This window comes from Rhodococcus sp. PvP016, from assembly GCF_017832185.1.
Lineage (GTDB): Bacteria > Actinomycetota > Actinomycetes > Mycobacteriales > Mycobacteriaceae > Rhodococcoides.
The window spans coordinates 1,242,488-1,261,027 of record NZ_JAFIBH010000001.1; the positions used below are offsets into that span (position 1 = coordinate 1,242,488).

Annotated in this window: 20 protein-coding genes; 14 read left to right on the forward strand and 6 right to left on the reverse strand. The window is 68.3% G+C overall.

The window, feature by feature from the left end:
• Positions 1-36: 36 nt before the first annotated feature.
• The 9 genes from panD to JOE30_RS05820 all read left to right on the forward strand — a co-directional run bounded on the left by panD (position 37) and on the right by JOE30_RS05820 (position 8,698).
• Complete coding sequence (gene panD, locus JOE30_RS05780) at positions 37-477, forward strand: aspartate 1-decarboxylase (RefSeq protein WP_027506465.1); 441 nt, start codon at positions 37-39, stop codon at positions 475-477.
• Positions 477-1,271, forward strand: a complete 795-nt coding sequence (locus JOE30_RS05785; protein ID WP_204869749.1) for a type III pantothenate kinase — start codon at positions 477-479, stop codon at positions 1,269-1,271. The genes panD and JOE30_RS05785 overlap by 1 nt, the downstream gene beginning before the upstream one ends.
• Positions 1,272-1,410: 139 nt before the next feature.
• Positions 1,411-1,941 carry a cysteine dioxygenase gene (locus JOE30_RS05790; protein WP_307806079.1) on the forward strand — a complete coding sequence of 177 codons (531 nt, stop codon included), beginning with the start codon at positions 1,411-1,413 and terminating at the stop codon, positions 1,939-1,941.
• Positions 1,941-2,387, forward strand: a complete 447-nt coding sequence (locus tag JOE30_RS05795; RefSeq protein ID WP_204869750.1) for a rhodanese-like domain-containing protein — start codon at positions 1,941-1,943, stop codon at positions 2,385-2,387. Before JOE30_RS05790 ends, JOE30_RS05795 begins: the two co-directional genes overlap by 1 nt.
• A gap of 22 nt (positions 2,388-2,409) precedes the next feature.
• Positions 2,410-3,942, forward strand: a complete 1,533-nt coding sequence (lysS, locus tag JOE30_RS05800; protein WP_204869751.1) for a lysine--tRNA ligase — start codon at positions 2,410-2,412, stop codon at positions 3,940-3,942.
• Positions 3,943-4,053: 111 nt separating this feature from the next.
• Positions 4,054-4,407, forward strand: coding sequence for an Lsr2 family protein (locus tag JOE30_RS05805; protein ID WP_204870812.1), 354 nt, complete (start codon positions 4,054-4,056; stop codon positions 4,405-4,407).
• Positions 4,408-4,795: 388 nt separating this feature from the next.
• Positions 4,796-7,330 (forward strand): ATP-dependent Clp protease ATP-binding subunit, encoded by a 2,535-nt coding sequence (locus JOE30_RS05810; protein WP_204869752.1) that lies wholly within the window; start codon positions 4,796-4,798, stop codon positions 7,328-7,330.
• Between the two features lie 101 nt (positions 7,331-7,431).
• Positions 7,432-8,184: a VOC family protein gene (locus tag JOE30_RS05815; protein WP_204869753.1), complete on the forward strand. Its 753-nt coding sequence runs from the start codon at positions 7,432-7,434 to the stop codon at positions 8,182-8,184.
• Between the two features lie 76 nt (positions 8,185-8,260).
• Positions 8,261-8,698: an OsmC family protein gene (locus tag JOE30_RS05820; protein ID WP_204869754.1), complete on the forward strand. Its 438-nt coding sequence runs from the start codon at positions 8,261-8,263 to the stop codon at positions 8,696-8,698.
• Here JOE30_RS05820 and JOE30_RS05825 read toward each other — a convergent pair.
• Positions 8,695-10,113, reverse strand: a complete 1,419-nt coding sequence (locus tag JOE30_RS05825) for a serine hydrolase (protein WP_204869755.1) — start codon at positions 10,111-10,113, stop codon at positions 8,695-8,697. The genes JOE30_RS05820 and JOE30_RS05825 overlap by 4 nt on opposite strands.
• A gap of 83 nt (positions 10,114-10,196) precedes the next feature.
• Complete coding sequence (locus JOE30_RS05830) at positions 10,197-10,523, reverse strand: antibiotic biosynthesis monooxygenase (protein ID WP_204869756.1); 327 nt, start codon at positions 10,521-10,523, stop codon at positions 10,197-10,199.
• Between the two features lie 36 nt (positions 10,524-10,559).
• On the opposite strand from JOE30_RS05830, the gene JOE30_RS05835 reads away from it, so the two are divergent.
• Entirely contained in the window at positions 10,560-11,348 is a 789-nt protein-coding gene (locus JOE30_RS05835) for an alpha/beta fold hydrolase (RefSeq protein WP_204869757.1), read from the forward strand.
• On the opposite strand, the gene JOE30_RS05840 is transcribed toward JOE30_RS05835, so the two are convergent.
• Positions 11,280-12,152, reverse strand: coding sequence for an A/G-specific adenine glycosylase (locus tag JOE30_RS05840; RefSeq protein ID WP_307806080.1), 873 nt, complete (start codon positions 12,150-12,152; stop codon positions 11,280-11,282). The genes JOE30_RS05835 and JOE30_RS05840 overlap by 69 nt on opposite strands.
• A 70-nt stretch (positions 12,153-12,222) precedes the next feature.
• Between JOE30_RS05840 and JOE30_RS05845 the strand changes: the two genes are divergently transcribed.
• Positions 12,223-12,915, forward strand: coding sequence for a carbonic anhydrase (locus JOE30_RS05845; RefSeq protein WP_204869759.1), 693 nt, complete (start codon positions 12,223-12,225; stop codon positions 12,913-12,915).
• Positions 12,916-12,957: 42 nt separating this feature from the next.
• Complete coding sequence (locus tag JOE30_RS05850) at positions 12,958-13,671, forward strand: hypothetical protein (protein ID WP_204869760.1); 714 nt, start codon at positions 12,958-12,960, stop codon at positions 13,669-13,671.
• 154 nt (positions 13,672-13,825) lie between these two features.
• Here the strand turns inward: JOE30_RS05850 and disA are convergent, their stop codons facing one another.
• The 3 genes from disA to JOE30_RS05865 form a co-directional block, all read right to left on the reverse strand.
• Positions 13,826-14,917, reverse strand: coding sequence for a DNA integrity scanning diadenylate cyclase DisA (gene disA / locus JOE30_RS05855; RefSeq protein ID WP_027506453.1), 1,092 nt, complete (start codon positions 14,915-14,917; stop codon positions 13,826-13,828).
• 121 nt (positions 14,918-15,038) lie between these two features.
• The gene (gene radA, locus JOE30_RS05860) at positions 15,039-16,460 is read right to left on the reverse strand and encodes a DNA repair protein RadA (protein ID WP_056443590.1); all 1,422 of its coding nucleotides are present in this window, start codon (positions 16,458-16,460) and stop codon (positions 15,039-15,041) included.
• Between the two features lie 53 nt (positions 16,461-16,513).
• Positions 16,514-17,122, reverse strand: coding sequence for a copper chaperone PCu(A)C (locus JOE30_RS05865; protein WP_204869761.1), 609 nt, complete (start codon positions 17,120-17,122; stop codon positions 16,514-16,516).
• 235 nt (positions 17,123-17,357) lie between these two features.
• Here JOE30_RS05865 and JOE30_RS05870 point away from each other — a divergent pair, with 235 nt between their 5' ends.
• Together JOE30_RS05870 and ispD are read left to right on the forward strand one after the other, a co-directional pair.
• On the forward strand, positions 17,358-17,846 hold the full coding sequence (locus JOE30_RS05870; protein ID WP_027506450.1) for a CarD family transcriptional regulator: 489 nt from the start codon (positions 17,358-17,360) through the stop codon (positions 17,844-17,846).
• A 7-nt stretch (positions 17,847-17,853) separates the two neighbouring features.
• Positions 17,854-18,534, forward strand: coding sequence for a 2-C-methyl-D-erythritol 4-phosphate cytidylyltransferase (ispD, locus tag JOE30_RS05875; protein WP_204869762.1), 681 nt, complete (start codon positions 17,854-17,856; stop codon positions 18,532-18,534).
• Positions 18,535-18,540: the final 6 nt, after the last annotated feature.

Sequence of the window (18,540 nt, forward strand, 5' to 3'; positions counted from 1 at the left end):
AACCAGCCGACCGGCCCGACCATCAAAGGACCCACCATGCTCCGCACGATGATGACCTCGAAGATCCACCGCGCCACCGTGACCCACGCCGATCTGCACTACGTGGGGTCGGTGACCATCGATCAGGACCTGCTCGACGCGGCCGCGCTGCTCGAGGGTGAGCAGGTGACCATCGTGGACATCGACAACGGTGCTCGGCTCGAGACCTACGTCATCGCGGGACAGCGCGGTTCGGGTGTGGTCGGGATCAACGGCGCCGCAGCGCATCTGGTGCATCCGGGCGACCTGGTGATCATCATCGCCTACGGCATCCTCGATCCCGCCGAGGTCGCCGAGTACGCCCCGAACGTGGTGTTCGTCGACGCCGACAATCGCCCCGTCCAGGTGGGCACCGATCCGGCGGACAGCCCGGCCGGGTCCGGGCTGATCTCGCCGCGCACTCTCACCGCGGACACGCGTGACACGGTCTCGGTCTGATGCTGCTCACCGTCGACGTCCGCAACACCAACATCGTGTTGGGCGTGTTCACCGGCAGCGGTGACCACGCGCGGCTCACGCGGCAACGCCGGATGCGGACGGACGCCTCGATGACGGCGGACGAGCTCGCGTTGACGTTCCGCGGTCTCCTCGGTCCCGACGTGGAGACCATCACGGGTGTCGCGGCGCTGTCGACGGTCCCGTCGGTCCTGCGCGAGATCCGGACGATGCTGGGGCGATACTGGTCGCACGTTCCCCATGTGGTGGTCGAGCCCGGTGTGCGCACGGGAGTTCCTCTGCTGGTGGACAATCCGAAGGAGGTGGGCGCCGATCGTATCGTCAACAGCCTCGCGGCTCACCACCTGTACGACGCCCCGTGCATCATCGTCGACTTCGGGACGTCCACGTGCGTCGACGTCGTGTCGGCCAAGGGGGAGTTCCTGGGTGGATCGATCGCGCCCGGACTCGAGATCTCCATGGACGCGCTCGCGTCACGCTCCGCGGCGCTGCGCAAGGTCGAACTGGTCCGGCCCCGAGGCGTTCTCGGCAAGAACACCGTCGAGGCCATGCAGTCGGGTGCGATCTTCGGCTTCGCCGGTCTCGTCGACGGCATCGTCGACCGGGTCTGCCGCGAGGTGCCCGGCTTCGACGGCGACGACGTCGTCGTGGTGGCCACCGGCGACACGGCGTCCCTCGTCATGGACGACTCCTCGTCGATCGATCGCATCGAGCCGGACCTCACGTTGGCGGGACTCCGGCTGGTATACGAGCGCAATCAGACTCGTCGGCGCTGATCGAGGCCACGAAGGTCGAGGTGGCGCACCGCCGAACTGTGTGCCACACTTTCTGGGTGACTGATCGCACGGGTGCTCGGGAGTGTTGTCGGGGCTGACGCCTGCCCTGACTGTCATCACACCTCCCTGGAGTCCTGTCGTGCTCTCTGCTGTCGCCCCCACCTCTCTGCGTCCCGCCGACCTGCTGCGCCTCACCGATCAAGGTGCGGCCGATGTGCTCGACGGTCGCCATGATGCTCTCCTCCCACCCGGTGGTGTGTTCCCTACCGGTGAACGGTGGTGTGCCCGTCTGCATTCGGACGATCTGGTCGACCTGTGGCTCATCAGCTGGGTGCCGGACAAGTCCACCGAACTTCACGACCACGCCGGATCGCTCGGCGCACTGACCGTGCTGAGCGGGTCGCTCAGCGAATACCGTTGGAACGGTGAAGGTCTGCATCACCGACGCCTCGACGCGGGCGATCAGGCGTCCTTCCCGCTGGGCTGGGTCCACGACGTCACGCACGCCCCGACGTCGACACCGGACCCGGCGACCGCGAGCGGTCCGACGCTGAGCGTGCACGCGTACTCGCCGCCGTTGACGGCCATGTCCTACTACGAGATCGGCGAGCGTGGTGCTCTGCGCCGCACCCGGTCCGTCCTGACCGACCTGCCCGAGGGAGATGCGTGATGACGACTCGACCCACCACCCGATCGAGCATCGACGACATGCTCGAGCGCGCACGGTCCACGTACCGCCGCACGGATGTCTCCGAGCTGGCCGATGCCGTCGCCCGCGGCGCGGTGCTCGTCGACATCCGCCCCCAGGCCCAGCGCGCGCTGGAGGGGACGATGCCCGGGGCGCTGGCCATCGAGCGCAACGTCCTCGAGTGGCGATGCGACCCCACGAGCAGTGCACGCCTGGCCATCGCGGTGGACCACGACGTCGAGTGGATCGTCCTGTGCTCCGAGGGCTACACCTCCTCGCTCGCCGCCGCGGCACTGCAGGAACTGGGGCTCACGCGAGCCTCCGACGTCATCGGTGGATACCGCGCCATCGTCGACGCCGGACTCACCGGCGTCGTGGGACGTGCGCGGCACTGCCTGCGTGAAGGGCGCACTCTCGTCGCGCACTGACCTCTCTATAGGCTGGGCAGTCGTGACCGAGACACCACGCGCAGACACCGACCCCGCCGCCGTTCCCACCGACGACACTCCGGAACAGGTGCGCATCCGCCGCGAGAAGCGCGCCCGGCTGCTGGAGTCGGGGCGCGAGGCCTATCCGGTGTCCGTCGCGAGGACACACTCGCTGGCCGAGGTCCGGGCGGCGCATCCCGCGCTCGAGCCGGACACGCACACCGGTGAGCAGGTGGGGGTGGCCGGTCGCGTCATCTTCCTGCGTAACACCGGCAAGCTCTGTTTCGCGACGCTGCAGGACGGGGACGGCACGCAGCTCCAGGCCATGATCTCCCTCGCCGGTGTCGGCGAGGACGCGTTGGCGCTGTGGAAGTCGGACGTCGATCTCGGCGACATGATCTTCGTGCACGGCGAGGTGATCAGCTCCCGACGCGGCGAGCTGAGCGTGATGGCGGACGAGTGGCAGATGGCGTCCAAGTCGCTGCGGCCTCTGCCCGTGGCCCACAAGGAGATGAACGAGGAGTCCCGCGTACGCCAGCGGTACGTCGACCTCATCGTGCGCCCCGAGGCGCGGGAGAACGCCCGCCGCCGCGTCGCCGCGCTGCGTGCACTGCGTGACGGGCTCGAGCGCCGTGGATTCCTGGAGATCGAGACCCCGATGCTCCAGACGCTGCACGGCGGCGCCGCGGCCCGGCCGTTCACGACGCACTCGAATGCGCTCGACATCGACCTGTTCCTCCGCATCGCCCCCGAACTGTTCCTCAAGCGGGCGGTCGTGGGCGGCATCGACCGGGTCTTCGAGATCAACCGCAACTTCCGCAACGAGGGCATCGACTCCACGCACTCCCCGGAGTTCGCGATGCTCGAGACGTACGAGGCCTACGGCACGTACGACGACTCCGCGGTGATGACGCGCGAGCTCGTGCAGGAAGTCGTCCAGGCTGTGTACGGGTCGCTGCAGGTGACTCTCGCGGACGGTTCCGCGTACGACTTCGCGGGCGAGTGGACCACCATCGAGATGTACCCGTCGTTGTCGGCCGCCGTCGGCACCGAGGTGACACCGGAGACGAGCCCGGGCGACCTGCGCGCGCTGGCCGATCGGGTGGGTCTCGCCGTGCCGAGGGACAAGGGGTGGGGCCACGGCAAACTGGTCGAGGAGCTGTGGGAGCACAGCTGCGGGGACCAGCTGCACACTCCGACGTTCGTCCGCAACTTCCCCGTGGAGACGTCGCCACTGGTCCGCGCCCATCGCAGCATGCCCGGTGTGGTGGAGAAGTGGGACCTCTACGTCCGGGGCTTCGAGCTCGCCACCGGCTACTCGGAGCTCGTCGATCCCGTCGTGCAGCGTGAGCGGTTCGTCGATCAGGCCCGGCTGGCGTCGGCCGGCGACGACGAGGCCATGGTTCTCGACGAGGACTTCCTCACCGCCATGGAGTACGCGATGCCCCCCACAACGGGTACCGGAATGGGCATCGACCGCCTTCTGATGGCGCTCACCGGGTTGGGTATTCGCGAGACCATCCTCTTTCCATTGGTACGTCCCGACCGCGGCTGACGGCGAATAGAAACATTCCACTCGGTACGCTGCATTGCCTCGGTAATGCGCGCTATTATCGACCTCGCTCGGCGAAAAGTGTCGCTGTGTTCGGAGGGGGGAATGCGTCGAATGGTCAAGAAGGTGACGGTCACGCTGGTCGACGACGTCGACAACGTGCCGGCTGACGAGACGGTGTCGATCGGGTTGGACGGCACGTGGTTCGAGTTGGATCTGTCCAACTCGAACGCCGATGAGCTGCGGAAAGTCATGGATCAGTGGATCCAGCACGCGCGGCGGGTGTCGACGCGGACGACCGGGGGAGGATCGGCCGCGAGCTCGTCCGGGGGCACGCGGACACGCGGCGCGGCCGATCGAGCGCGCAGCGCTGCAATACGGGAATGGGCGCGCGCGCAAGGTTTCGAGATCAGTGCGCGGGGCCGCATATCGTCCGAGATCGTGCGGGCCTGGGAACTTTCTTCGTGATTCTGTCCTGTCTGTCGGAGTCATTGTCATTCGATTGAATGACAATGACTCCAATGGATGGGCGAAATGTCCGTCACGTCTCATCACGCCGACCCATTGCCGTGCGTGCCGATCCGGAGTAGGCCGTTCGCTGCGGGCGAAGGCGGGAACGGCGAATCCGCCGCTGCCGGTGGTAACGAATCTCCGGTGCAGTGCGTTGTGACTGCATACCAGGGTGCCGGTGACGTCCCGAACGACGCGCCGAGGGCATGGAAGCCACCGTTCGCCGTCGGATGAACTTCGCCGGCGGAGCGGCACTCGAAGGTCACGGCAACTAGAGTGAGAGTCGGGCTCGAGGTTCGGACTAGAGGGTCCGACGCCTGCCCCGTCATCAGTGTGAGGGAGAGCGATGTTCGAGAGGTTCACCGACCGCGCACGGCGCGTCGTCGTCCTGGCCCAAGAAGAGGCCCGGATGCTCAACCACAACTACATCGGCACGGAGCACATCCTGCTGGGTCTCATCCATGAGGGTGAAGGCGTGGCGGCGAAGTCTCTGGAGTCGCTCGGGATCTCCCTCGAAGGTGTGCGCAGCCAGGTCGAGGAGATCATCGGCCAGGGCCAGCAGGCACCGTCCGGGCACATCCCGTTCACTCCGCGTGCCAAGAAGGTCCTCGAGCTCAGCCTGCGTGAGGCGCTGCAGCTCGGACACAACTACATCGGCACGGAGCACATCCTGTTGGGCCTCATCCGTGAGGGCGAGGGCGTGGCGGCGCAGGTGCTGGTCAAGCTCGGCGCCGACCTCAACCGCGTGCGCCAGCAGGTCATCCAGCTCCTGTCCGGATACCAGGGCAAGGAGCCCAGCGAGTCCGGCAGCAGCCGCGGCGAGGCGGGCACACCGTCCACGTCGCTGGTGCTCGACCAGTTCGGCCGCAACCTGACGCAGGCCGCACTCGAGGGCAAGCTCGACCCGGTCATCGGACGCGCGAAGGAGATCGAGCGCGTCATGCAGGTGCTGAGCCGCCGCACCAAGAACAACCCGGTGCTCATCGGTGAGCCCGGTGTCGGCAAGACCGCCGTCGTCGAGGGCCTCGCGCAGGCCATCGTCAATGGCGAGGTGCCCGAGACGCTCAAGGACAAGCAGCTCTACACGCTGGACCTGGGCTCGCTCGTCGCCGGCAGCCGGTACCGCGGTGACTTCGAGGAGCGCCTGAAGAAGGTGCTCAAGGAGATCAACACCCGCGGCGACATCATCCTGTTCATCGACGAGCTGCACACTCTCGTCGGTGCGGGTGCTGCCGAGGGCGCGATCGACGCGGCCTCCATCCTGAAGCCGAAGCTCGCTCGTGGTGAGCTCCAGACCATCGGTGCCACCACGCTCGACGAGTACCGCAAGTACATCGAGAAGGACGCGGCCCTCGAGCGTCGCTTCCAGCCGGTGCAGGTCGGCGAGCCGTCGGTCGATCACACGATCGAGATCCTCAAGGGTCTGCGCGACCGGTACGAGGCGCATCACCGCGTCTCGATCACCGACAGCGCACTCGTGGCAGCCGCGACTCTGGCCGACCGGTACATCAACGACCGCTTCCTGCCGGACAAGGCGATCGACCTCATCGACGAGGCGGGCGCGCGCATGCGCATCCGTCGGATGACGGCGCCGCCGGACCTGCGCGACTTCGACGACAAGATCGCCGATGCTCGTCGGGAGAAGGAGTCCGCGATCGACGCGCAGGACTTCGAGAAGGCCGCCAACCTGCGCGACAAGGAGAAGCAGCTCGTCGCGCAGCGCGCCGAGCGCGAGAAGCAGTGGCGTAGCGGAGACCTCGACGTCATCGCCGAGGTCGACGACAACGAGATCGCCGAGGTCCTGGGCAACTGGACCGGCATCCCCGTGTTCAAGCTGACCGAGGAGGAGACCACGCGTCTCCTGCGCATGGAGGACGAACTCCACAAGCGCATCATCGGCCAGGTCGAGGCGGTCAAGGCGGTTTCCAAGGCCATCCGTCGTACTCGCGCAGGACTGAAGGACCCGAAGCGTCCGTCCGGCTCGTTCATCTTCGCCGGCCCGTCCGGTGTGGGTAAGACCGAGCTGTCGAAGGCTCTGGCGAACTTCCTGTTCGGCGAGGACGACGCGCTCATCCAGATCGACATGGGCGAGTTCCACGACCGGTTCACCGCATCGCGTCTGTTCGGTGCGCCCCCCGGATACGTGGGCTACGAAGAGGGTGGCCAGCTCACCGAGAAGGTGCGCCGCAAGCCGTTCTCCGTGGTCCTGTTCGACGAGATCGAGAAGGCACACCAGGAGATCTACAACACGCTCCTGCAGGTGCTCGAGGACGGCCGTCTCACCGACGGTCAGGGTCGTACGGTCGACTTCAAGAACACCGTGCTGATCTTCACCTCGAACCTCGGTACCTCGGACATCTCCAAGGCCGTCGGACTGGGCTTCTCCTCGGGTGAGGGCAGTGGCTCGAACTACGAGCGCATGAAGCTCAAGGTGCACGACGAGCTGAAGAAGCACTTCCGCCCCGAGTTCCTGAACCGCATCGACGACATCGTCGTCTTCCACCAGCTCACCAAGGACGAGATCATCCAGATGGTCGATCTCATGCTGGCGCGAGTGGAAGTTGCGCTCAAGAACAAGGACATGGCCATCGAGGTCACGGACAAGGGCAAGTCGCTTCTGGCCAAGCGTGGATTCGACCCGGTGTTGGGTGCGCGGCCGCTGCGTCGCACCATCCAGCGCGAGATCGAGGATCAGCTGTCCGAGAAGATCCTGTTCGGCGAGATCGAGCCGGGTCAGATCGTGCTGGTCGACGTCGACAACTGGGACGGCGAAGGACAGGGCGAGGACGCAGTCTTCACCTTCCGCGGCGAGAAGAAGCCGATCAGCCTTCCCGACGAGTTGACCGTCGACCTGGCGAAGTCGGGCGAGAGCTCCGAGTAGTACGTACGCACGGCAACGGGCGGGACCCTCACGGGTCCCGCCCGTTCTGTGTGGAACGGATCCCGTGATGAGTTCGGCCGCGCCGCCCGGTCTGTATCGGTATGGCTACTGCAACCGTGAACTCGATGCTCCTGTCCAGCCCCGATCCCGACGCGCTCGCCCGATGGTACGGGGAGGTGTTCGAGGCGCCGCCGATGCCGATGGGCCCGTACACCGTGATCGACCTCGACGGCTTCTTCGTCATGTTCGACAAGCGTGACGAGGTGACGGGCCCGAATCGGGAGGGTGCGCGCGTCGTCCTGAACGTGGAACCGGACGATCCGGAGGCCGTCGCCGGTCGGATCGACGCGCTCGGCGGCGAGTGGGTGAGTCCCCTCGAGAGCCGCGACGGGGACCTGTTCGCCACCGCGAAGGATCCCGACGGCAACTGGATCCAGCTGATCCGGCTGCGGGACGAGATGGAAGCGCAGATGGGTGCTCCGACGACGCCGTTCCCCGGCATCGCGGTCCGAGACATGGAGGACACCACGCGCTTCTACCGCGATGTCCTGGGCATGCGCGTACTGCCGTCCGAGATGGGTACCTCGTGGATTCGCATCGACCGACGCACCAGCATGCTCGCCTACCCCAAGCCGGATCACGTACCGGCCACGCACACCGTGCTGAACATCCCGACGCGCGACATCGACGCCACGGTCGCCGACCTCACGGCGCGAGGTGTCGAGTTCGTCCGATACGACGGGGCGCCGCAGGACGACAAGGGTGTCATGCGGGGGAACGGCCCCGACATCGCGTGGTTCGCCGATCCGTCGGGCAACGTCCTGTCGGTGATCGCCGTCGACCCGGGCGCCTGACCTGGCATCGGTTCGAAGTCGACCGCCGCTGGATACTCTGCAGGAGTCAAGAGTTCCCCAGCGACAAGGATGGCTGATGCCTACTCGTACAGCACGGACAGCATGGAACGGTTCACTCGAGGAGGGCTCGGGACAGGTAGAGCTCTCCAGCTCGAAGGTCGGCACGTACGACGTGTCGTTCCCCAAGCGTGCAGCGGAGGACGCCGGCGGCACCACCAGCCCCGAGGAGCTCATCGCCGCAGCGCACTCGTCCTGCTACGCCATGCAGCTCTCGGCCGTCATCGCCGAGGCCGGTGGCACTCCGCAGAGCCTCGACGTCACCGCCGAGGTGTCGCTGGGACCGGACGAGGTCGGCTTCAAGCTGACCGGCATCACGATCACGGTGCGCGGTGAGGTCGACGGTCTGGACGCCGACGGCTTCGCGAAGGCTGCGCAGAACGCCAAGGAGACCTGCCCGGTGAGCAAGGCTCTGACGGGCGTCGAGATCACGCTCGACGCCGCACTCGAGAGCTAGCGAAGCAGCTCGAACGTCCCCTGGACGACGGCGAACGCATACGCGTTGTCCAGGGGACCGATCGCCTCGTCGGACTGCAGCTGGGTGGCCACCACCCAGTCCTGTCCCCGATCGTCGGTCAACAGCCAGGACCCCGCCACGTCGCCCGCGGCGTTGCCGTTCTTGTAGCCCACGTACGGCCACCGGCCGGGATCGACCTCGGCGCCGGGGTTCAGCGCGAGGACCTGGCGCACGACGTCGCTCTGCGGACCCGTGATCAGTGCCGCGTACGCGCGGCAGATGTCGTTCGCGCTGCCGAACCATTCGACTCCGTCCGGCGTACCGGGCCTGGTCGCGATGCCCTGGTAGTCGAGGTCGGCGGTCACCGGATCGACAGGTTCGCTGTCGATGGTGCGATTCTCGATGCCGGCCAGGATGTCGCGGCGGGTCTGGGTGTCGGCGTCGCGCCACTGCGCACGCAGGTCGGGCCGTCCCCACCCGAGCACGAAGAACTCGCGTGTCGTCGGAAAGGGCGTCAACGCCGCAGGATTCGCGGCGCCCATGATCGTGACCTCGGACTCGACCGCGTCCCGTCCGATGCGATCCATCAGCAGATCGGTGGCGGTGTTGTCGCTGATCGCGATCATCGCGTCCGTCGCCTCGCGCACCGTCACCGGTGTGCCTTCGGGGGCGAACTGCAACTGTCCCGACGGGGCGGACTTGCGTGCGTCGGTCACGGTCAACTGCTCGTCCCACGACAGCGTCCCGTTGTCGACGGCCCGCGCGACCGCGCCGAGCACGTAGAGCTTCGAGACGGAGGCGAGCGGCAGGGAGTCGTCCGCGTTCAGGCTGTGGACGGGAGTGCAGGTGCCGTCGGTGACGCGGGAGGCGACGTAGGACGTGCGGGCACCCAGAGCGGTGAGCGCGGTGTCCGACGAGGCGAAGGAATCGACACCCTCGGTGTCGGGTAGAGCCTGGATGCCGGACAGCAGGCCGTCCTCGGTGGCGCGCAGTCGCAGCGTCACGGGAGCGCTCCGGCCGGTGCTCAGCTGCACGGTGGATTCGAGGCCGTCCTCGGTCCGTTCGCCCACGGTGAGGGGTCCACTCGCCAGGATCTGCGCGACGGGACCGAGCAACCCGCCGACCTGAGCCAATGCCTGCGCCAGTTCCGGCGCGGCGAAGGAGTCGATCGCGGCCGGGTCGAGCGTGGTGGGATCAGGCGCCGTGATCCAGCCGAGAACCGTGTCGGTGACCGCCGTGATGGGCGCGCCGGCGGCCGGGGCAGCCGTCGTGTCGGCCGGTTCCGTCGTGGACCCGTCGTCGCCGCGTGCGGCGCCCGACTCGAGCAGCGGATCGACGCCTGCTGAGCATCCCGCGAGCGTCAGGGACGCGGTGACGGCAGCGGCCAGAATGGCGTACCTGCGTGACGTGGGCATGTGTCGCCGACCTCGTTCCCGCTCGAACTGCTGTGGCTCGAACTGCCGTGAAGAACCGACCTTACCTACAGCCATGTCCGGGTTTACCGGTCGGCCGGTCCGTCTCGACGGGCCGGAACGTCCAGGACGACGTCGAACTCCAACAACGAGGCGCCCGAGGCGACGGGCTTCGCCCGCTCCCCGGAATGGGCCTCGCGAGCCGGCCCACCGGACCAGGCCTGGAACGACTCCTCGTCCTCCCACTGCGTGACGACGAAGTAGCGGGTCTCGCCCTTGACCGGGCGGAGCAGCTGGAAACCGAGAAAACCGGGCGAGCCGTCGACCGATCCGGCGCGGGCGGCGAAGCGCTTCTCGAGTTCGGGGCCGGCGCCCTCGGGCACCTCGATGGCGTTGATCTTGACCACTGGCATGAATCCGAGGCTACCTGCGACGGTTACGGTCGAGCGATGCTGGACGACCACGGCGGCCACGGAGTGCCCCTCGTGCTGCTGCACGGCCTGATGGGTGGCCCGGACACGTGGCGCCGGCAGGTGCCCTGGTTGCGAGAGCACGGCCACGTCCTCGCCGTCCGGGCGGCCGGACACGGGCGTGCTGCTCCGGCGACGCTCGCCACCGAGGCGTTCGTCGACGAGCTGCGTGCGGCGCTGGCGCCGTTCGAGTCCGTGATCCTGATCGGGCACTCCATGGGCGCCCTCCACGCGTGGTGCCTCGCGGCGCGCGAACCGGAGCGGGTGCGCGGGATCGTCGTCGAGGACATGGCTCCGGACTTCCGCGGTCGCACCTCCGACGGATGGGCGGCCGTCATCCGTGCGTGGCCCCAGCCGTTCCCCGACGAGGCCGCGGTCCTGGCGTACTTCGGTGACGTCGCGGGGCAGTACTTCCTCGACTGCTTCGAGCGGACGCCGGCCGGGCTGCGCCTGCACGGCGACGTGGACACGTTCGCGGCGATCTCGGACGAATGGGGACGACGCGACTTCTGGGACGAGTGGCGAGCGGTGCGTGCACCCGCGCTGCTGCTCGAGGCGGAGAACTCGGTCACTCCGCCGGGTCAGATGGCGAGAATGGCTGCGCTGCATCACGACTCGACGTACGAGGTGATCGCCGGCGCCGGGCATCTGGTGCACGACGATCGGCCGGGGGAGTACCGGCGCGCTGTCGAGACCTTCCTACGAGCCCTCCCCGGCGAGCGCGAAGGCGCCGGCGGACGTCTGCTCGACGAGCCCGTCGACCAGTAGCGAGTTCAGGGCACGGTCACGTTGGCCGGGATCGGTCGTCCACACCAGGTCGAGCTCCGACTTCGCCACCGGACCCATCGTGGAGCGCAGCACGTCCATCAGCTTTCCGCGTACCTGGCGATCGGTTCCGGCGAACTTCTGCACCTTTCTCGGCGGACCGTCGTGCGCGGGCCGACCGGCCTCGACCCACGCGCACGACGGGAGCGGGCAGTCCGCACAGGCGGGATTGCGTGCGGTGCAGATGACGGCGCCGAGCTCCATCAGTGCCGCCGACAGAGTGGCCGCTGTGGCGACGTCGTGGGGCAGCAATGCTTCCGTGTCCGCGAGATCTCTTGTGGTGCTCGGGTTTCCGGGCTCGGCAAGGCCGTGGACCGCGCGGGCGACGACGCGCCGCACATTGGTGTCGACGACGGGGACCCGCTGCCCGTAGGCGAAGCACGCGACGGCGCGTGCGGTGTACGCCCCGACACCAGGCAGCGTCAGCAGCGTCTCGACGTCCGAGGGCGTCTCGTCGCCGTGGTGTTCGGCGAGGACGGCGGCGCAGTCATGGAGGCGTGCGGCGCGGCGCGGATAACCGAGCTTGCCCCAGGCCCGCAGGACGTCGGCTCGCGACGACGCGGCCATGGCGGACGGCACCGGCCACCGCTGCACCCACTCGACCCAGATCGGCGCGACCCGCGCGACCGGGGTCTGCTGCAGCATCACCTCGCTCATCAGAATCTGCCACCCGCTGACGTCCGGGCGTCGCCACGGCAGGTCACGGGCATCGCGCGTGAACCAGTCGACCAAGACGTCGGTGTCCACTATCTGTGATTCCTCCCGGAAGTCGGGGCCGCCACAGGCGGGTGACTCATGTTTCGGTAACAATGACTCCATGCCTAACTCGAGTCCCCGCTCAGCATGGAACGCACTCGTCGAGGGTAATCGCAGGTTCGTCGACGGCCGCCCGGAGCATCCCAGCCAGGGGGTGGATCACCGCGCGTCGCTCGTCGACGGTCAACACCCCACCGCGATCGTCTTCGGGTGCTCCGATTCCCGCGTCGCGGCCGAGATCATCTTCGACCAGGGCCTCGGTGACATGTTCGTCGTCCGCACGGCCGGTCAGGTCGTCGACTCGGCCGTCCTCGGTTCCCTGGAGTTCGGCGCCGAGGTCCTCGAAGCACCCCTGATCGTCATTCTCGGCCACGACAGCTGCGGTGCCGTGAAGGCGACCATCAACGCGCTGGACGAGGGCACCGTCCCCGGTGGCTTCATCCGCGACATCGTCGAGCGGGTCACGCCGTCCGTCCTCAATGCCCATCGATTGGGGTACACACGCGCCGACGACATCGAGGCGCGCCACGTCCTCGAGACCGGGAAGCTGCTGATCGATCGGTCGTCGATCCTGGAGAAGCGCGTCGCCGCGGGCACGCTCGCCATCGTCGGCCTGACGTACAAGCTGGCCGAGGGCAAGGTGGAGTTCCAGGGCGCGCTGGGCGACATCGGACACGTCGAGATGGGGTCGACCGACCGGACCGACGCGAGCGATCTGCTCACCTCGTCGGCGACGGCGAGCGACACGCCGTAGTAGGTGCCGCTCGGTCACCGCGTCGGCACATACGGTTGACCTGTGCTCGAGCCGAACGGACCCTTGCCTCCCGAGATCTACTGGCGACGCCGCGCGCTCGCGATCGGTGGCGCAGTCGTGGTCATCGGACTCGTGGTGTGGCTGGTGGTGTCGCTCGCCGGTGGCGGGTCGCAGGATTCCGAGTCCACCGCGGCGTCCGCCTCGCTCGCACCGTCCGCTGCCACGACGTACCGCCCCGACGCGTCCGCGACCGGAGGCTCCGCTCCGGCAGGCGGTTCCGGTGGTGGTGGCGGGGGCGGAGACACCGCGTCCTCGTCGTCGGCGACGTCCACGACCGCCACGACGTCCGCTGCGCCCGTCGCTCCCGGTCAGTGCGCGGACCAGTCTCTCGCCGTGAAGGCCTCGCCCGATCAACCGTCCTACCCCGCGGGGCAGGAGCCGGCGTTCACCGTCGTCGTCACCAACATCGGGACCTCGGCGTGCGAGCGCGATCTGGGTTCGGGCCTGCAGCAGGTGCTGGTCTACACGCTGGAGGGTCAGCGACTGTGGTCGAACGTCGACTGCTTCCCCACCACGACTCCCGACATCCGCACCCTGCAGCCCGGTGAGCAGGCGCCGTTCGCCGTGAAGTGGTCCGCGACCACCTCCGAGCCGGGGTGCGCCGCACCGCGGAACCCCGTGGGCCCCGGCGGATACAGCGTCGTCGGCCAGCTCGGTCAGCTGCGCAGCGCGCCGGAGACGTTCAACATCACCTAGCTCACGTCCGGCTAATCGAAAGGGAAGGCCGGGCCGGCGAGCTCTGTTCCCGCGGTAGTTTCCCTTTCCCGCAGGTGTTGCAGTCACCGCGCGAATACACAACGCCTACGGGAGCCGGCCGACTGATCGAACGGGAAGGCCGGAGGCCGGCCGATCAATCGAACGGCCCCGAGATGCTGGCCTCGGCCATGCGGGACAGGCCTTCTCGGATGTGGCGAGCCCACAGCCCGCCTATGCCCTCGACGGACTGCAGGTCGGCTGCGGTGGCGGCCAGCAGTGTCTGCAGGGTGCCGAAGTGCCCGACCAGTCGGTGGATCTGCGTGAACTGCAGCCGCGGAACGCGGGTGAGCAACCGGTAGCCGCGGGGACTCATCGGTGCGTCGAGTGCCTCGATGGTGCCGGGGTAGCCGAAGGCGCGCGCGATGACCGTGAGGTCGAGCAGGTCGACGTCGGTGAGCCGGTCGAGCGCCGCGAGGGAGCGTTCGACGGCCGCGGTGGTGGGTGTGTCGGTGCCGGCGAGGTAGTCGCGGACGACGAGTTGGCGCGCGGAGTCGTTGTCGCCCACCAGTTCTTCGAGCTGCAGGGCGAGCTGGCGCCCGTCGATTCCGAGCTCGAGAACGTTCTGTTCGATCTCGACGGACACGCGCCGGACCATCTCGAGGCGCTGCGCGACGGTGAGCGCGTCGCGCAACGTCACCGAGTCCTCGATCTCCGTCACGGACAGTTGGCGGCTGACCTCGTCGAGGCGCGCCTTGTACCGCTCGAGGGTGGCCACGGCCTGGTTGGCGCGGGAGAGGATGGTGGCGGAACCCTCGATGACGTGCCGGGTCCCGCCGACGTAGACGCTGAGGATGCTCATCGACTGGCTGACGGACACCACCGGGTAGCCGGTGTGGATCGCGGTGCGCTCGGCGGCGCGGTGGCGGGTACCGGACTCGACCGTGGGGATGGTGTGGTCGGGGACGAGCTGCACGTTGGCGCGGACGATGCGTGAACCGTCGGTGGACAGGACGACGGCGCCGTCCATCTTGGACAGTTCGCGGAGCCGGGTGGGGGCGAACTCGACGTCGAGATCGAAGCCGCCGTCGCAGATGCTCTCGACCTGCTCGTCGTACCCGAGGACGATCAGTCCGCCGGTGCGGCCACGCAGGATGCGCTCGAGGCCGTCGCGCAATGTGGTGCCGGGGGCGAGGTCGGCGATGGCGTCACGCAGGGACGAGTGGGGTACCGGGAAGCCGAGGGAGATGTCCGGAGTCGTCACGGTGTCGGTCACTGGTCCCCCTCCCACGTCGTTCCCGGTTGCCGGTGGTGCAGAGTCAGGGTACCGGTACTCGGCGCACCGGCGTTCCGTCCGCGGGCCGAGTGGTCTACTTCCGTCTGCGTTCGAAGGCTCCCTGCATCGCGCCGGCGACGTCGGTGACCCGGACGACCCGCATTCCCGGTGGATCCCCGGCCGTGTCGTCCTTCACGCCGCGACGCTGGTCGGACGGGACGATCGCGGAGGTGAATCCCAGGCGCGCGGCCTCGGCGAGACGCCGGTCGACGCCGACCACGCGCCGGACCTCCCCGGCCAGCCCCACCTCGCCGAGCACCACCATTCCCGGCGGCAGGGCGGTGTCGCGCGCGGCGGAAGCCACCGCGAGTGCCAGCGCGAGATCGACGACGGGCTCGGTGGTCCGCATACCGCCGATGGTGGCGGCGTACACCTCCCGGCTGCTGAGCTGCACACCGCAGCGACGTTCGAGGACCGCGAGAATCATCGACACCCTGGCGGCATCGAGACCACTGACGGCCCGGCGCGGCGTGGGCATGTGCGACGGCGCGACGAGTGCCTGCACCTCCGCGAGCAGTGCCCGCTTGCCGTCCATCGTCACGGTGACGGCGGTGCCGGGAACCGAGTCGGCTCGGTGGTGCAGGAACAGGCCGGACGGATCGCTGACGCCGTGGATGCCGCCCTCGCGCAGTTCGAAGCAGCCCACCTCGTCGGCCGCGCCGAAGCGGTTCTTGACGCCCCGGACCATGCGCAGGGTGGAGTGCTTGTCGCCCTCGAAGTGCAGGACGACGTCGACGAGGTGCTCGAGCGAGCGGGGCCCGGCGACCGCGCCGTCCTTCGTGACGTGGCCGACGAGGATGACGGCCGTGCCGCTGCCCTTGGCGAGGGACGTCAGCGCCGAGGTGATGGCGCGGACCTGGGTGACGCCGCCGATGACACCGTCCACGTCGGACGCCTGCATGGTCTGCACGGAGTCGACGACGACGAGGGTGGGTGCGACCTGGTCGACATGGCCGAAGATGGTGGCCAGGTCGTTCTCCGCGGCGAGGAACACGCGCTCGTGCACGGCGCCCGTCCGGTCGGCGCGCAGACGTACCTGCCCTGCCGACTCCTCACCCGTGACGTAGAGCGCGATGTCCTGCGGGCTGCGCTCGGCCCATTGCTTGACCACCTCGAGCAGAAGGGTGGACTTGCCGACGCCCGGTTCACCCGCGAGCAGCACCACCGAGCCGGGCACGATGCCGCCACCGAGCACGCGGTCGAGCTCGTCGACCCCGGTGGGGCGGGCGATGGAGGACGTGCTGGAGACCTGAGTGAGCGGGAGCGCCGGCGACGTCGGGATCATCGACGCGCCGCCCGCGCGCACGGCGCTGGCGCCGGGGCGGGACGACACGGAGGCGAGGAGGGTGACCTCGTCCATGGAGCCCCACGTCTCGCACTCGGGGCAGCGCCCGACCCACTTGGCCACGGTGTGCTGACAGGCCGAACAGCGATAACTGGTACGAGTCTTGGCCACTCGCGAAGACTAGAGGGGTCTACCGACAGGAACGCTCGGCCGACGGGGGACCGTCAGCCGTTGGCCTCTTCCTCGAGGCGCGGGGTGACGGGGCCCGGGTCGACGGGCACGCTCACGGTGACGTCGCCGGCCTGCTCGAACGTGAAGGTGACCGGGACGGTGAGTCCGGGGCGCACGTTCTCGGAGAGGTCCTCCATCACGGCGGTGATGGACTGCGATCCCTCGGGGGCGGTGGGGTCCTGGTCCGCGGGCACTCCGGAGGCGACGGACGCCTGCGCCGGGATCTCGATGGAGGTGCCACCGGTGGCGCCGGTGACGACGATCTCGGCGGCACCCTCGCTCTCGATGCCGGTGATGCGGTCCGGTGTGGTCTCGCTGGTGTTGATCGCCGTGAAGATCAGCTCCGCGCGGCCACCGGGCTCGAGCACGAACTCGTCGGAGGAGGGGTAGGCGACGTGCACGTTGCGCAGGGAGACGGTGCCCTGGTCCGCGCCGTTACCGTTCACCGCGGCGACCTGCGTCGCCGTCTGGGAGATCTGCCCGGCGCTGCACGCGGAGAGGCTGATCATGGTGCCGAGAGCGAGCGCGACGCCGGTCGCGACTCGGGCGGGCCGGATCCGGGCGGTAGATGCGGTCACTGGTCGTCCTCCACTGGTCGTCATCGAGAGTTGTGCCGACGGGCGGCCACCACCACGCAGCGTAGTAGTTCGCCGTCCGGACGTGTGGATCGGGTGACGCCAGTCGGTGCCGGAGCGGGCCGAACAGCCTGCTCGATACATGTATCCGGACCCCTGTCAAGAGCATCCCCAACAGCCCTGTGCCCCTGACCTGCACCGTTGGAACGACCCCGGATCGGAGGCGTGTTAAACTGGCCATATCGAAAGGGGCACCGAACACATGATTTTCAAGGTCGGAGACACCGTCGTTTACCCGCACCACGGAGCGGCGCTGATCGAAAATATCGAGACACGCACCATCAAGGGCGAGGCCAAGGAATACCTCGTTCTCAAGGTAGCCCAGGGTGATCTCACCGTTCGAGTTCCTGCCGACAACGCCGAGTACGTGGGTGTTCGGGACGTCGTCGGCCAGGAGGGTCTGGACAAGGTGTTCCAGGTTCTCCGCGCGCCGCACACCGAGGAGCCCACCAACTGGTCGCGCCGGTACAAGGCCAACCTGGAGAAGCTCGCGTCGGGTGACGTGAACAAGGTGGCCGAGGTCGTGCGCGACCTGTGGCGTCGTGAGCAGGACCGCGGCCTGTCCGCCGGTGAGAAGCGCATGCTGGCGAAGGCACGTCAGATTTTGGTCGGCGAGCTCGCACTCGCCGAGGGAACCGACGAGGTCAGGGCGGATTCCATGCTGGACGAGGTCCTGGCCGCGGCGTCCTGACGCGCGTGTGACGGACGTCGTCGCGCTCGTTCCGGCTGCCGGATCGGGCGTACGCCTCGGGGAGAACATGCCCAAGGCGTTCGTGGAACTCGCGGGACGCACTCTGCTCGAGTGGGCGCTGGACGGCCTGTCGGCCTCCGGCGCCCTTTCTCGTGTCGTGGTGGTGGTCCCGGACATTTTGCAGGACACGACCTCTCGTCTGGTCGAGTCCTGCGTCCTGCCGGTGGACGTCGTCGTCGGCGGAGCCGAGCGCACCGATTCGGTGCGGGCCGGCCTCGCAGTCGCCGGTACTGCGGACATCGTGCTGGTGCACGATGCCGCACGCTGCTTGACGCCGCCGAGCCTGATCACCCGCGTCGTCGAGGCGGTGGGCGCCGGTGCGTCGGCCGTGGTGCCGGTGTTGCCCGTCGTCGACACGATGAAGTCCGTCGATGCCCACGGTGTGGTGACCGGAACGGTCGACCGTGCCACGCTGCGCTCGGTGCAGACGCCGCAGGGATTCGACGGGGTGACCCTGCGCCGTGCCTACGACGCCTTTCCCGAGACGGCCACCGACGACGCCGGCCTCGTCGAACGACTGGGAGTCGACGTGCACACGGTCGTCGGCGACGCCGAGGCCTTCAAGATCACCACCCCGATGGATCTGGTTCTGGCGCGCGCACTCGTCGCCCGCCGGACACAGTCGTGAGAGGGA